Raw genomic sequence first — 14,639 nt, 5'->3', positions numbered from 1 at the left:
GGGCGGGACGCTGTCGATGCTCGTCGAGCACCGGCTCGCCCGGGCCGCTGCCGAGCGGCGGGCCGCGGTGTACGGGCTGCTGGGTGCCCTCGTGGCGTTCCTCTCGACCGTGGTCGTGCTGCAGCGGTGGTCGCTCTCGGCTCTCGGTCTGGGGATCGTCGTGGTCGGCGCGGTCTCGGCGGCGGGGGCGTGCCTCTGGGCGGACCGGTCGGTCCGGCGCCGCGACGTCCGCCGGGCGCGGCATCCGGCGACCCTCGAGGTCTGATGGCGCGACAGCCGCGAGCAGGTCGCCACGCGGTCGGCGCGAGAACGTCGGGCTGACGGGCCAGGCGTCCCGGGCGGACGTGCGCGGGTGGGGAAGAATGGCGGCGTGAGCGACCAGCCCGAGTCCGAGATCCTGCTGCGTGGCCGGGTCGTCACGCCGACCGACGTCCTCGAGGACGGCCTCCTCGTGACCCGGGGTGCGACGATCGCGTGGATCGGTCCTGCCGGCGAGGCCCCGGCGCCGTGGAACGAGCGCCTGCCGGAGACCTCGGACGACACCGTGCTGCCGGGCCTGGTCGACCTGCACTGCCACGGCGGCGGCGGCGCGAGCTTCCCGGACGCGACGACCGCGCAGGAGGTCCGGCGCGCCGCCGACGAGCACCTGCGCCACGGGACGACCTCGCTCGTCGCCTCGCTCGTGACTGCCCCCGCCGACGAGCTGCTCACTCGCACGGCACTCCTGGCCGAGGCCGCCGAGGAGGGCGTGCTCGCGGGCATCCACCTCGAGGGTCCGTTCCTGTCGCACGCGCGGTGCGGCGCGCAGAACCCCGACGACATGCTGGCCGGTGACCCGGGGCTCGTCCGGCAGATCGCCGAGGCCGCGCGCGGGTACCTCGTCACCATGACGATCGCACCTGAGGTCGCGGGCGTGACCGCGGCCGAGACGTCTGCCGACGCGGACGGCGAGGCCGACGCCGACGTGATCGCGGCGCTCGTGCGCGCCGGCGCGCTGCCGTCGATCGGCCACACGGACGCGAGCGCCGAGCAGGTCGAGGCGGCCGTCGACCGGGCGTTCGACCTGCTGGCCGGCGCCACGAGCGCGCGGGGGACCCGGCCGACCGCGACGCACCTGTTCAACGGCATGCGCCCGGTGCACCACCGCGACCCGGGGCCCGTCATGGCGTGCCTCGCGGCGGCGTCGCGCGGCGAGCTGGTGGTCGAGCTCGTCGCGGACGGGACGCACCTCGCGCCCGCCACCGTGGTCTCGGTGTTCGACCTCGTGGGGGCCGCCGGCATCGCCCTCGTGACGGATGCGATGTCTGCTGCGGGGATGGCGGACGGCGACTACCAGCTCGGGCCGATGGCGGTCCGCGTCGCCGACGGCGTCGCGCGGATCGTGGGACCGGACGGACGAAGCGGTGCGATCGCGGGTGGCGTCGCGCACCTGCTCGACGTCGTGCGCTCCACCGTGGCGGCGGGAGTCCCGCTGGTCGACGCGGTGCGGGCCGCCTCGACGACGCCGGCGACGGTGCTCGGGCTGGCCGACGTGGGCGCGCTCGCGGTCGGGCTGCGCGCGGACGTCGTCGTGGCGGACGAGCACCTGCGGGCGCGGCGCGTGCTGCGCGCAGGCGTCCTGGTGGACTGACCGGGGCGTGACCCGACCCGATCCCGGGCGGCGGGCGCGTCAGGCCGCGGGGCGGTGGTCCGGGTCGTGCGGACTCGGCTGCGCGCCGATCTGCGTCACGGGGGCCGGAGCAGGAGCGGCGGCGAAGGCCGTGGCGCCGCGCGGGGCGCCGTCGTCGTCGCTCGCGAGGTCCTTGACCTCGCTCTTGAAGATGCGCAGCGACTGACCGACGCCGCGCGCGAGCTCGGGCAGCCTGTTGGCGCCGAACAGCAGCACCAGGACGGCGACGAGGATGATGACGTGCCAGGCGGACAGGTTTCGCAGCACGGTGGGGGTCTCCGTTCGTGGCTTCGTCGTCGAAGCGCTTCAACGCCCGATCGTCGCCCACACCGGACGTTTCCGTCAACCTCGCCCCGTCGCGCAGAATATTGACGGTCGTCACCGAGCGGCGTTCAATTGAAACGCCTCGATGCGGAGCGACAGAAGGTCGGCGACGGCGCCGACCGGGAGCGGGGGATCCATGGGACGGACCGTGCCCTACCTGACCGTCGACGACGCCGCTGGGGCGATCGTGTTCTACGCGGCGGCGTTCGGGGCGACCGCGGGTGAACGCTACGACGAGGAGGACGGCCGGATCGGGTTCGTCGCGCTCGACTTCGACGGGGCGTCGGTGTACCTGTCCGACGAGTACCACGAGTACGGCGCGTACGCCCCGAAGTCGCTCGGCGGCCGGTCGACCAGCGCGGTCGTCCTGTCCGTGCCGGACGTGGACGAGGCGTACGCGCGGGCGGTCGCGGCGGGCGCGACGCAGGACCGTCCGCCGCAGGACGTGCCCGACGGCACGCGGAGCGGCTGGCTCGTCGACCCGTACGGGCATCGCTGGCACGTGACGGGCCCCTGAGCGGGCCGAGGGGCGTCGCGCTCAGACGGTCAGCTCGACGGACGCGGCGCGTGCGGCGCCGACGAGCGTGACCCGTACGTCGACCGGCGGTCCGTCGTTGTCGGGCGGCGAGGTGAACGGCGCGTCGAGCGTGCGCCACGTCCACCGGTCGCCGCCCTCGGGGACGTCGAGGTCGACGAGCGTGCGCCACGTGTCCGCACCCGCGTCGCGGACCGCGAGCGAGAGCCGCGCGGGTCCGGGGCGCGTCCGGGCGACGACGGCTCGCAGCCCGGCCGCTCCGGCGGCGTCGCACGTCCGCAGGACCACGGACCCGCGGGTGCGTCCTCGCGCGACCTGCACGGCGGTCCCGCGCTCGCGCGTGTGCGCCGTGAGCTCGACGTCCGCGAGGTCGTCGCCGTCCGCGAGGCGCACCGCGCGTCCGACGAGCGTGCGCGGCGGTACGGGCTCGCCGTGCACCTCGACCGCGACGTGCAGCGGGAGGTTCGCCGCGGACGGGCCGATGCCGAGATCGAACCGGCCCGGCTCGACGACGAACCGCGCGCGCGTGACGTCCCACGTCGCGAGGCGCGCGACCGGCACGCGCAGCGCGACGTCACGCTGCTCGCCCCCGGCGAGCTCGACCCGTGCGTGCGCGACGAGCCGGTGCCCGTAGGGCAGCCGGTGCGTGGGCGCGTCGGCGTACACCTGCACGAGCTCGTGCGCGGGACGCGCTCCGTCGTTGCGCACGGTCACCACGAGGCCGACCTGCTCGTCGTCGGCCTGCACGACCGTGGCCTCGTCGGACCCCGTTCCCGCGCCGGCGACGTCCGCGTCACGTACGGCGACGTACCGCACGTCGCCGTACGTGAGCCCGTGCCCGAGCGCGTACCGGGGTGGGTGGGCCGCGTACCACGTGGTGTGACCCGCGGCGATGATGTCGTAGTCGAAGAGGTCGCCGACGTGCTCGACCCGCGCGGGCCAGGCCTGCGTGAGCCGTCCGTGCGGCTCCTCGTCGCCCAGCAGCACGTCCGCGATCCCGTGCCCGAGCTCCTGACCGCCGTGCGAGCTCCACACGACGGCGTCCGCCCCGAGGTCGTCGGGCAGGACGTACGGGTACGACGAGACGACGAGCAGGACGCGGCGCGCGGCCGGCGCGGCGTCAGCGGCGACGCGCCACAGGTCGAGCATCGCGGTGGGCAGGGTCAGGGAACGGCGGTCCTGGGTCTCGCGTCCACCCAGGTGTGGGTCGTTGCCGAGCGCCACGACGACCACGTCGGCGTCGGCGCACGCGTCGCGCACGGCCGCGGCACCCGAGCGGATCGTCTCGGCGGCGAACCGTTCGGCGTCGTCGAGCGTCTGACCGTCGGCGACGAGCGTGCCCGCCTCGTCGTGCTGCACGCGCAGCCAGCTGCCCGAGCCGGCGTGCTGCAGCGACCACGTCCCGTCGTCGTGCACGTGGCGTCGGAACGTCTCCTGCGCGACCCAGCCGCCCACACGGCTCGCATCGGCCCGCGCGACCCAGCGTGCGCCGGTCCAGAGCAGCCCGGTCGCGGCGACGGACAGCGTCCACAGCCCGCCCTCCCAGAGCGTCGCGTCGTGCTGCGCGTGGTCGTCGCGCGCGTCGGCGTCGGCGGTGAGCACGTGGTCGGGCCCGACCGCGCGCACCGCGCGGCCCGTGCTCGTCGCGCGCAGCACGAGCCGGTCCGAGGAGTCGGCGACCCGGACCTGGTCGGTGCCCACCCGCTCGCGCAGCGCGGTGCCGAGCCCGACGGTGTACGGCGGCGTCCCGGAGTACCAGTCGTGCAGCGCGCGGTCGGCGAGCGGTCCGACGACCGCGACACGCGCCCGCGAGGACAGAGGGAGCGCGCCGGTGTTCTCGAGCACGACGACGGACCGCGCCACGGCCTCGCGTGCGAGCGCCCGGTGCTCGGGCAGGTCGATCTGGTCGGCTCCGACGACGAAGGGGTCGAGCTCGGGGTGGAGCTCGCCGGTGAGGATCCGCAGCTCGAGCTGGCGCACGACCGCGCGGTCGATGACGGGCTTGTCGAGCAGCCCGCGCCGTAGCGCCTCGGTGAGGTGCGCGATCGTCGGTCCCGCGTCCGCGTCGTTGTCGGTGAACGAGTCGACGCCCGCGCGCAGCATCGCGGCGTGCGACTCGACGTGGTCGTCGTAGAAGCGCTGGAGGTCGACGACGAACCCGGGTGCGGCGGCGTCGGAGACGACGAGCAGCGACCCGGGTGCGGCCTCCCGCAGGAGGTCGAGGAGCTCGCCGTGCAGGTGGTTGGGGCGGCCGTCGACGAGGTTGTAGGCGGCCATGACCGCGCCTGCGACCCCGGCAGCGAGGGGCCCGGTGAAGGCGGGCAGCTCGTACTCGTGCAGCACGCGCGGACGCAGCTGGGAGCTCGTCACGGCGCGGTCGGTCTCGTTGTTGTAGGCGAACGCGTGCTTGAGCGTGGGCACGGTGCGCCAGTACACCGGGTGGTCGCCGCGCAGCCCGCGGGCGTAGGCGGTCGCGAGCAGCGCGGTGAGGTACGGGTCCTCGCTGAAGCCCTCCTCGTTGCGCCCCCAGGCTGGGTGCCGCAGCGGGTTGACGACGGGTGCCCACACGTTGAGCGACACCGACGGGTCCGCGGCGTGCTTGGCCCGCAGCTCGACCCCGACCGCGGCTCCGACGCGCGTGAGCAGTTCCGGGTCCCAGGTCGCGGCGAGCCCGACGGGCTGCGGGAACACCGTCGCGGTGCCCAGCCAGGACACTCCGTGCAGCACCTCGGCGCCGGTGGTGAACGCGCGCAGCCCGAGCCGTTCGACCGCGGGTCCGCGCTGGTGCAGCATCGCGATCTTCTCGTCGGTGGTCAGGCGCGCGACGAGGTCCGACGCGAGCTCGTGCGCGCCGAGGACGGGTTCGAGGTGGCTGGCGCCGTGGTGCGGCCGCGTGGCGTCGGGCGCGTCCGGCGGCGTCGCGTCGTCGGTCACGTGCGTACTCCTCGTCGAGTGCGTGGGGGTCCTGGACCCGTTGAACCGATTCGATGATGTGCGCGGTGTGGCGCTCTCGTCGTCGTCCGGGCGATCCTCGCACACGCGCCGGTCGCCGGGCCATCTGTCGGGGTTGTCCGATCCCGGACGAGGGTCACCATGCCGAACGAGGGGGTCCGGGTGGATTGTCACGATGGTTGCATTCCTCCGGAAGTCCGGCTACGTTCCCCGTCGAACCGCTTCGACGCAGAGGTCGACGGTTCGGCGGCCGTCCGCAGCGTCCGGGTCGACGCTCGGCCGAGCAGGTGCCATCCCTGCGCGACACCACGCGCAGGGCAACTCCGGGAGTGAGGACGCTCATGAACAGCTCCACCCCCCGAACCGGCCGGATCGCTGACGTCGAGGTCGGCCGGCGCGGGTTCCTCGGGATGATCGCCGTTGGTGCGGCCGTGATCGGTGTGCCGTCGTTGCTGTCCGCGTGCAGCTCCGGGGGCGGAGGCGGCGCGGCCGGTCCCACCGCACAGGCCAGCGTCTCGACCGACATCCTGCCGGCGTACTACCCGGTCGAGTACGTCAAGCCCGACTTCCCGAGCGTCAAGGGCTCGACGCCGGGCTTCGCGACGATCCCCGCATCGTTCGTGCAGTCCGTGACGACGCCGCCCGGCTCGGGTGCGACCTTCACGGCGATGACGCCGCTGTGGGGCACGATCCCGCCCGTCGACGGCAACCAGTACTACGAGGCCGTCAACGCGGTCCTCGGCTCGACGATCAGCTTCCAGATCTCCGACGGCAACACGTACGGTGACAAGCTCGCGACCGTGCTCGCGTCCGCGAAGGACGTGCCCGACTGGGTCTGCGTGCCGACCTGGAACATCCCGTCGCGGTTCGGCTCGGAGATCGTGCCGAACCTGTTCCAGGACCTGACCGACTTCCTGGCCGGCGACAAGGTCAAGGACTACCCGAACCTGGCCAACATCCCGACGGCCGCGTGGAAGTTCTGCGTGTTCAACGGCCGCCTCTACGGCCTGCCGTTTCCCGGCGAGATCATCACGGACGCGACCTTCTACCGGAAGGACCTGCTGGACGCCAAGGGCGTCGAGGCCGATGTGCGGACGGCCGACGACCTGCTCGCCCTCGCCAAGGAGCTCACGGGCGGGAACGTCTACGGCGCCGAGGACCTGTGGGTCACGTCGGTGCAGATGCACGCCGTCCCGCCGAAGTGGAAGCTCGAGGGCGACAAGCTCGTCGCCCGGTGCGAGACCGAGGAGTACCGTGCGGCGCTCGACTGGAACGCGCGGCTGTTCGCCTCCGGTGCGGTGCACCCGGACGCGGTCGCCGGCAACACCGGCGAGGCCAAGACCCGTTTCCAGGGCGGGCAGACGCTCATCTCGAACGACGGCCTGGGCGGCTGGCACGAGGCGCTGCGCGACAACCTGGCCGCGAACCCCGCGTACTGGCAGCAGCCGTTCGCGCCGATCGCGGCCGACGGCGGCACACCCGTGCTGTTCCAGGGCAACCCGGCGAACATCTTCTCGTTCCTCAAGCGGTCCGACGACGAGGCGAGGATCCGCGAGCTCCTGCAGCTCGCGAACGTCCTGGCCGCACCTTTCGGGACCACCGAGTTCGACGTGATCAACAACGGTGTCGAGGGCGTGCACTACACGAAGGGCGACGACGGCGTCCCGGTTCCCACCGCTCTCGCCGCGACCGAGCTGCAGCCGACGTACATGTTCCTCGTCGACCCGCCCATCGCGAACACGCGGGTCCAGTACCCGGGCTTCGTCGAGGCGTCGAGCACCTGGATGGCGGACGCGGCGCAGTACGTGACCGAGCCGTTGTTCTTCGCGATGCAGATCGTCGAGCCGCCCCAGTACGCGTCGATCGGCCAGCCGTTCGTCGACCTGGAGAAGGACATCTCGCGCGGACGCAAGACGCTCGACGACCTCGACGCGGCGATCGCGACCTGGAAGTCCGCGGGGGGCGAGGAGCTGCGCGCGTTCTACCAGGAGATCCTGGACGCGCAGTGACGGGCGCACGAGTCACCCGGGGCACCGCCGCCGACTCCGCGGCGGTGCCCCCGGGCACACCCTCGACGGGCGCGTCCCGGGCGGTCCCGTCGCGCCCTGCGCTCGAGCCGGGTACGCGGCCGGCGACGAGCTCGCGCCGTCCCGGCCCGCGACGGTCGGGCGCGCGGGTCCCGACCCGCCGGCTGTCGTGGCGGACCAAGCTCCGGCGCGACCGCTCGCTGCTGGTCATGACGGTGCCGGCGATCGCCGTGCTCGTCGTCTTCGCCTACGTCCCGATGCTGGGCAACGTCATCGCGTGGCAGGACTACTCGCCGTACCGGGGCTTCCTGAACAGCCCGTTCGTCGGCTGGGCGAACTTCGAGCGCGTCTTCACCAACCCGGCGTTCCTGCACGCGGTCGAGAACACGCTGACGATCACGCTGTTCCAGCTCGTCTTCTACTTCCCGGTGCCGATCTTCCTGGCGCTGCTGCTCAACAGCGTGCTGTCACCGCGCGTGCGCACGGCGATCCAGGCGATCGTCTACCTCCCCCACTTCTTCTCGTGGGTGCTCGTCGTGACGATCTTCCAGCAGATCTTCGGCGGTGCCGGGCTGATCAACCAGACGCTGCACACCCACGGCGTCGACCACACGGTGTCGTTCATGACGAACCCGGACACGTTCCTGGTCCTCATCACGTCGCAGGCGATCTGGAAGGACGCAGGCTGGGGGATCATCATCTTCCTCGCCGCACTGACGACCGTCTCGCCCGAGCTGTACGAGGCATCGGTCGTGGACGGCGCGAACCGGTGGCGCCGGATGTGGCACGTGACCCTGCCCGCGTTGCGGCCCGTGATCGTCCTGCTGCTGATCCTGCGCCTCGGCGACGCGCTGACGGTCGGGTTCGAGCAGCTGATCCTGCAGCGCGACGCCGTGGGGTCGGACGTGTCCGAGGTGATCGACACGTACGTCTACTACCAGGGTGTCATCTACGGCGACTGGAGCTTCGCGGCCGCCGCGGGCCTGGTCAAGGGTGTCGTGAGCCTGGCGCTCGTCCTCGGGGCGAACAAGCTCGCGCACGTGTTCGGTGAGGCGGGGGTGTACCGACGCGCATGAGCGGACAGAATCCGGAGATCGACGCCGAGGCGGCGGTGCTCCCACGTGACCTCGTCGACGACGCGCGTGGCCGGGCGCCGCGCCGCCCGCGACGCCACAAGCACCGACCGGTGTGGGAGGAGGAGCCCTCGGGGATCGGCCAGATGACGAAGGCCGTCATCCTGAGCGTCGTGGTCCTGGCGGTGCTCTTCCCGCTGTGGACGGTCGTGGTGACGAGCTTCTCGACGACGCAGGAGTCGATCCAGGCCGGCGGGCTCGTCGTCGTGCCGGGTGACCTCACGCTCAACGCCTACAAGCAGATCCTGTCGGGCGGCGTCGTGACGCGCGCCGCGCTCGTGAGCGTGGGCGTGACGGGCGTCGGCACGGTCATCTCGGTGGTCGTGTCGGTGCTCGCGGCCTACGGGCTGTCGCGGCCTGGCTCGTTCGGGCACCGCCCGCTGCTGTTCGTCTTCCTCATCACCATGTTCTTCGGCGCGGGGATGATCCCCACGTACCTGCTGGTCAGCTCGCTGGACCTGATCGACACGTACTGGGCGCTGATCCTGCCGGGGGCCGTCTCGGCGTTCAACGTGCTGATCCTGCGCAACTTCTTCATGGGGATCGACAACGCGATCCTCGACGCCGCGCGCGTGGACGGTGCGGGGGAGTGGCGGATCCTCGGGCGGATCGTCCTGCCGATGTCCAAGGCCGTGGTCGCGGTCGTCGCGCTGTTCTACGGCGTGGGGTACTGGAACGCGTTCTTCAACGCGATGCTCTACATCAACGACAACACCAAGTGGCCGCTGCAGCTCGTCCTGCGCTCGTACGTCCTGCAGGGCGTGACCCTGCCCGGCTCCGGCACGGGGCAGGTCGACGTCGGCTCGGGTGCGGTCACGGGGATGCCGGTGAAGATGGCCGTGATGATCCTCGCGATCATCCCGATCCTGCTCGTCTACCCGTTCGTCCAGCGCCACTTCACCAAGGGCGTCATCTTCGGCGCCGTCAAGGGCTGAGGGCGCGCACGCGGTGGGGGACGTGCTGCGGTTCGCGGAACCTGCGCGTGCGTGGGTCGAGGCGTTCCCGGTTGGCAACGGGCGGCTCGGGGCGATGGTGTTCGGCGGTGTCAGCGGCGCGCGCGTGCAGGTCAACGACGCGACCGCGTGGTCGGGTCACCCCGCCGGCCCGCGTGAGGCGCTGGCCCGCGTGCTCGAGCGCGGCGCCGGGCCGGGGACGCTCGCACGGCTGCGGGACGCGGTCGCGCACGGCCGGCACGACGAGGCGGCGGCTCTCGCGCGGGAGTTCCAGGGCCCGTACGCGCAGGCGTTCCAGCCGTTCGTCGACCTCGTGGTCGACCTGCGCCTCACGGGTCCACACGAGACCTCCCGGCCATCGGTCCGGGTCGACGAGCAAGTCGACGAGCGGGCCGACGAGCGGGCCGACGAGCAGGAGCGGCGGCCGCGTTCGGCCGGACGCCGGCTCGACCTGCGCGACGGGGTGGTGGGCGAGGTCGTCGAGGGCGGCGGTCGGGGCGTCGAGGTCGAGTGGTTCGCGAGCGCGCCCGACGGCTGCCTGCACGGCCGGTGGCGCGCCGACGGCGGTGCGTTCGGCTGGGGCGTCCTGCTCGCGGGCGCCCACCCCGGCGAGGTCGCCGCGACACCGGAGGGCGTGCTGGGCGCGTGCGTGAGCGTCGAGCTCCCGTACGACGTCCCCCCCGCTCACGAGCCGGACCTGCCCGCGCGCACCGACCACGGCCCGCACGCCTCGCTCGTCGGCGCGGCCACGCTCCGGGTCGCGACTGACGGCCGCGCTACGGCTGTCGGAGCGCACGTGCGGGTCGACGGCGCGACCTGGGTCGAGCTCGTGCTGGCCACGGCGACGACGTCACGCTGGCCGGACGCCGGGCCGCTGCGCGAGCCGGCCGAGGCGTTCGCCGATGCGACGGCCCGCGCGGACGCCGCGCTGCCCTCGTCGCTCGCCGAGGGCGAGGCCGCTCGCGCGGCGCACGTCGCGGACCACCGCGCGCTCGCGGACGCCACCCGGCTCGAGATCGCACCGCCGCTCGACCTGCTGCTGCCCGACGCGCTCACCCCGGGCGCCGAGGCCCCGCTCGCCGCGCGCACCCAGGCTGCGTTCGCGTACGGGCGCTACCTGCTCATGGCCGCGTCCCGTCCGGGCGCACCGCCCGTGAACCTCCAGGGGATCTGGAACGACGAGCACCGGCCCGCGTGGTCGAGCGGGTACACGCTCAACGTCAACCTGGAGATGGCGTACTGGCCCGCGGAGGTCACGGGCCTCGGCTCCTGCGTCGAGCCGCTGGTCGACCTCGTCCGGGTGCTGGCCCGTGAGGGCGAGCCCGTCGCACGTGAGCTGTACGGGTGCGACGGGTGGGTCGCGCACCACAACAGCGACGTGTGGGGCTGGGCGCTGCCCGTGGGCCGGGGCCAGGGTGACCCGGCGTGGGCGGCGTGGTGGATGGGCGGCGTGTGGCTGTGCCGTCACCTGTGGGACCGGTACACGTTCACGCTCGACCCGGACGTGCTGCGCGACGTGTGGCCTCTGCTGCGGGGCGCCGGGGCGTTCGCCCTCGACTGGCTGGTCCCGGACGGAGCAGGCGGCCTCGTGCCGAGCCCGTCGTCGTCGCCCGAGAACGAGAGGGTCGTCGACGGTCGGCTGGTCGCGCTGTGCGCAGGGTCCGCGGCGGACGTCGCCCTCGTGCGCGACCTGCTGCGCGCCTGCGTCGAGGCGGCCGACGTGCTGGCGCTCGACGAGCCTCTCGCGCCACGGTGGCGGCACGCTCTCGGGCGCCTCCCGCGGGCGTCGGTCGGCCCCGACGGGCTGCTGCGCGAGTGGCCCGACGACGCCCCCGCCCGCGACCCGCACCACCGTCACCTCTCCCACCTCGTCGGGCTGTACCCGCTCGGCGAGCTCCTCGCGGACGCCGCAGCGCCGCAGGAGCGCCCCTCGTCCGGCCCGGCCGCACCCGGCACCGGACGTGACCTCGCCGAGGCGGCGCGCGCGAGCCTGGACGCGCGCGGCCCCGGGTCGACCGGCTGGTCGATGGCCTGGAAGGCCGCGTTGCGCGCGCGCCTCGGCGACGGTCGTGCGGTGGACGAGGTCCTCGGCGACGCGCTGCGGCTGGCGCGCCAGGACCTCCCGTCGGGTGAGGGTGGGGGACTGCTGCCGAACCTGTTCTCGACGCACCCGCCGTTCCAGATCGACGGCAACCTCGGTCTCGTCGCCGCGGTCGCCGAGGCGCTCGTCGCCTCGACACGCTCGTCGCTGCGCCTCCTGCCGGCGCTGCCGCCGTCGTGGCCGGACGGCGCCGTCGTCGGGCTGCGGGCGCGCGGGGCGCTGGTCGTGGACGTGCAGTGGGCGCGCGGGCGGCTCGTCGAGGCGACGCTTCACCCGGGGCGCGACGAGGTGCGCGTCGTCCGGTACGGGAGCCTCGTGCGCCGCGTCGTGTTGCGCGCGGGGCGACCGCTGCGGCTGGGGGACCGGCTGGTGGACAGGCAGGTGGACCGTGCGGGCTGACGTGTGCTGCTCAGCGCGCCGGGGGTGCGGTGCAGCTCCCGTGCTCGAGCAGGCGCGGGGCCAGCAGCCGGGTCTCCACCGCCATCGGGCGCTGCTGCCGGTCGACCGCCATCGCGACCGCGGTCCGGCCGATCTCGACCGCGGGCACGTCGATCACGGACAGCGGGACGGGCAGGTGCGCGGCGAGCCGGGTGGGGCTGACCGCGAGCACCGAGACGTCCTGCGGGATGCGCAGCCCGTCACGCGCGAGTGCGTCGAGCACGCCGGGCAGCGCGCCCTCGTTGTGCACGACGAGCGCGGTCAGGCCGTCGACCTCGGCACGCGCGCGGGCGACGGCCGCGGCGGCCTGCGGGTAGGACTCCTCGAGCGGCACGACGGTGTGGTGCACGCCGAGCCGGCCCGCCTCCTCGCGGAATCCGTCGATGATGCGCACGGCGTAGTTGGCGCTGCGCGCGACTGCCGCCTCGCCTGCGCCCAGCAGCGCGATGCGCGTGTGGCCGTGCTCGGTGAGGTGCCGCACGGCGAGTCGGCCCGCGGCGGTGAAGTCGAGGTCGACGCAGGACAGCCCCTGCGTGTCGCTCGGGACGCCGATGAGGATCGACGGCTGGCGCAGCGCCGCGAGCACGGGGAGCCTCGGGTCGTGGCGCTCGATGTCCATGAGGATGAGCGCGTCGACGCGCGACCCGGCGGCCAGTCGGTGCACGTCGGCGACGTCCTCGTCGGTGAGGACGAGCACGTCGTCCCCGTGCTCGCGCGCGGCCGCGAGCACGCCCGCGACGATCTCCATGACGGTCGCGGAGTTCGTCTCGAGCGCGCGCAGCGGCACGACGAGGCCGAGCACGTTGGTCTGGTTGGTGGCCAGCGCGCGCGCTCCGGCGTGGGGGCTGAAGCCCAGCTCCCGGATCGCGCGCTCGACCCGCGTGCGGGTGGGCCCGGAGATGGGTCGCTTGCCCGACAGGACGTAGCTCACCGTGGACGACGAGACGCCGGCGAGCTTCGCGACGTCGGCGATCGTAGCCATGGGGCGGATTCTACCGATGCAGAACGCCGTGTCGATCCAATTCGAGTGGTCTGTCGACTAAACGCTTCGATGACAGTCGCCCCAGCGGCGCCCGGTATGACTGCGCTGATAGCCGAGGTGTCTGGACGCCTGGTCGCGACGAGCCCTAGCATCATGAGCGACGTGACGTCGAAGCGCTTCGACGTTCGGCCGAGAACGACGGCCCGCCACGCATCACCACGCGCCGCAGCCGCACCACCCTCCGGAGGATCCGCATGACCGCCCCGCGCCGCGGCCTGGCCGGGCTCACGGACGGCCCGTACGGGCGCCGGGTGCTCTACGGCGGCGACTACAACCCCGAGCAGTGGCCACGCGAGGCGTGGCCCGAGGACGTCGCGCTCATGCGCGAGGCCGGGATCTCGCTCGTCACGGTCGGCGTCTTCTCGTGGTCGGTGCTCGAGCCGGAGCCCGGCCGGTACGACCTCGGCTGGCTCGACGAGGTGCTCGACCTCCTGCACGGCGCGGGCATCGCCGTGGACCTCGCGACCCCGAGCGCGTCGCCGCCCCCGTGGCTCGCCGCGCGCCACCCCGAGACGTCGTCGGTCGACTCGCGCGGCGTCCGGATGAGCGTCGGCTCGCGCAACCACTTCTGCCCGAGCGCGCCCGCGTACCGCGACGCGGCCGTGCGCGTCGCCCGCGCGCTCGTCGAGCGCTACGGCGACCACCCCGCGCTCGCCCTGTGGCACGTGGGCAACGAGTACGGCCAGGAGTGCTTCTGCGACCTGTGCGCCCAGGAGCTCCGTGCGTGGCTCGTCGCGCGGTACGGAGACGTGGCCGCGCTCAACGAGGCGTGGGGGACTGCGTTCTGGAGCCAGCGCTACGGCTCGTTCGACGAGGTGGTCCCGCCGCGGGCCGTGCCGTACCTGCACAACCCCGCGCAGAGCGTGGACTGGCGCCGCTTCACGTCCGACCAGCTGCGCACGTTGTTCCGGGAGCAGGCCCAGGTCCTGCGCGAGGGCTCGACCGCGCCCGTGACGACGAACTTCATGGGCTTCTTCGGCGGCGTCGACCAGCACTCGTGGGCGCCCGATCTCGACGTCGTGTCGGACGACCACTACGGCGACCCGCAGGACCCGACGAGCCCGGCGCGCTCGGCCCTCACGCACGACCTCACGCGCGGCGTGGGCGGCGGTGCGCCGTGGCTCCTGCTCGAGCAGGCGGCGGGCGCGGTGAACTGGCGTCCGCACAACGTCCCGAAGACGACCGGGCAGATGCTCCAGGACTCGTTGCGCGCAGTCGCGCACGGCGCGGACGGCATCTGCTACTTCCAGTGGCGGCAGTCGAGCGCGGGCGCCGAGGCGTTCCACTCGGCGCTCCTGCCGCACGCCGGGCCGGATACGCACCTGCACCGCGCGGCGCGCGAGCAGGGCCGCGTGCTCGCCGCGCTCGGCGAGGTGGTCGGCACCGGCGTGCCCGCGCGCGCCGCGCTCGTGTTCGACTGGCCCGCGCTGTGGGCGGGCGAGCTGCCGGCGCGCCCGTCGGACCG

The 14,639-nt window shown here is 73.7% G+C and carries 11 protein-coding genes; 8 read left to right on the top strand and 3 right to left on the bottom strand.

Annotated elements, in window-relative coordinates; genetic code table 11:
- Together CWIS_RS18770 and CWIS_RS09085 are read left to right on the top strand one after the other, a co-directional pair.
- The coding region (locus CWIS_RS18770) for a hypothetical protein (protein ID WP_197080800.1) at positions 1–265 on the top strand (265 nt) is incomplete at its 5' end.
- A 105-nt stretch (positions 266–370) separates the two neighbouring features.
- Positions 371–1,630 carry an N-acetylglucosamine-6-phosphate deacetylase gene (locus CWIS_RS09085; RefSeq protein WP_048342956.1) on the top strand — a complete coding sequence of 420 codons (1,260 nt, stop codon included), beginning with the start codon at positions 371–373 and terminating at the stop codon, positions 1,628–1,630.
- A gap of 39 nt (positions 1,631–1,669) precedes the next feature.
- On the opposite strand, the gene tatA is transcribed toward CWIS_RS09085, so the two are convergent.
- A complete protein-coding gene (gene tatA, locus CWIS_RS09080; RefSeq protein WP_053071642.1) occupies positions 1,670–1,936 on the bottom strand; it encodes a Sec-independent protein translocase subunit TatA in 267 nt (88 codons plus the stop codon).
- A gap of 205 nt (positions 1,937–2,141) precedes the next feature.
- Here tatA and CWIS_RS09075 point away from each other — a divergent pair, with 205 nt between their 5' ends.
- Entirely contained in the window at positions 2,142–2,510 is a 369-nt protein-coding gene (locus CWIS_RS09075) for a VOC family protein (protein WP_197080799.1), read from the top strand.
- 21 nt (positions 2,511–2,531) lie between these two features.
- Here the strand turns inward: CWIS_RS09075 and CWIS_RS09070 are convergent, their stop codons facing one another.
- Complete coding sequence (locus CWIS_RS09070) at positions 2,532–5,462, bottom strand: glycoside hydrolase family 3 C-terminal domain-containing protein (protein ID WP_231583749.1); 2,931 nt, start codon at positions 5,460–5,462, stop codon at positions 2,532–2,534.
- 359 nt (positions 5,463–5,821) lie between these two features.
- Between CWIS_RS09070 and CWIS_RS09065 the strand changes: the two genes are divergently transcribed.
- The 4 genes from CWIS_RS09065 to CWIS_RS09050 are packed head-to-tail and all read left to right on the top strand — an operon-like array spanning position 5,822 to position 12,093.
- The gene (locus tag CWIS_RS09065) at positions 5,822–7,489 is read left to right on the top strand and encodes an extracellular solute-binding protein (RefSeq protein ID WP_048342954.1); all 1,668 of its coding nucleotides are present in this window, start codon (positions 5,822–5,824) and stop codon (positions 7,487–7,489) included.
- A gap of 44 nt (positions 7,490–7,533) precedes the next feature.
- The gene (locus CWIS_RS09060) at positions 7,534–8,583 is read left to right on the top strand and encodes a sugar ABC transporter permease (protein ID WP_082156346.1); all 1,050 of its coding nucleotides are present in this window, start codon (positions 7,534–7,536) and stop codon (positions 8,581–8,583) included.
- Complete coding sequence (locus tag CWIS_RS09055; protein ID WP_048342952.1) at positions 8,580–9,575, top strand: carbohydrate ABC transporter permease; 996 nt, start codon at positions 8,580–8,582, stop codon at positions 9,573–9,575. The genes CWIS_RS09060 and CWIS_RS09055 overlap by 4 nt, the downstream gene beginning before the upstream one ends.
- Before the next feature lie 22 nt (positions 9,576–9,597).
- A complete protein-coding gene (locus tag CWIS_RS09050; RefSeq protein ID WP_231583747.1) occupies positions 9,598–12,093 on the top strand; it encodes a glycoside hydrolase N-terminal domain-containing protein in 2,496 nt (831 codons plus the stop codon).
- 10 nt (positions 12,094–12,103) lie between these two features.
- On the opposite strand, the gene CWIS_RS09045 is transcribed toward CWIS_RS09050, so the two are convergent.
- Positions 12,104–13,114, bottom strand: a complete 1,011-nt coding sequence (locus CWIS_RS09045; protein ID WP_048342950.1) for a LacI family DNA-binding transcriptional regulator — start codon at positions 13,112–13,114, stop codon at positions 12,104–12,106.
- A gap of 254 nt (positions 13,115–13,368) precedes the next feature.
- On the opposite strand from CWIS_RS09045, the gene CWIS_RS19370 reads away from it, so the two are divergent.
- Positions 13,369–14,639, top strand: a 1,271-nt coding sequence (locus CWIS_RS19370; RefSeq protein WP_048342990.1) for a beta-galactosidase, incomplete at its 3' end; no start/stop codon positions are given.

The organism is Cellulomonas sp. A375-1 (genome assembly GCF_001040865.1).
In the GTDB taxonomy this organism is placed as follows: Bacteria; Actinomycetota; Actinomycetes; order Actinomycetales; family Cellulomonadaceae; genus Cellulomonas; species Cellulomonas gelida.
The sequence above is the reverse complement of the archived record's forward strand: the minus strand, read 5'-3'. Positions and strand labels throughout refer to the sequence as shown.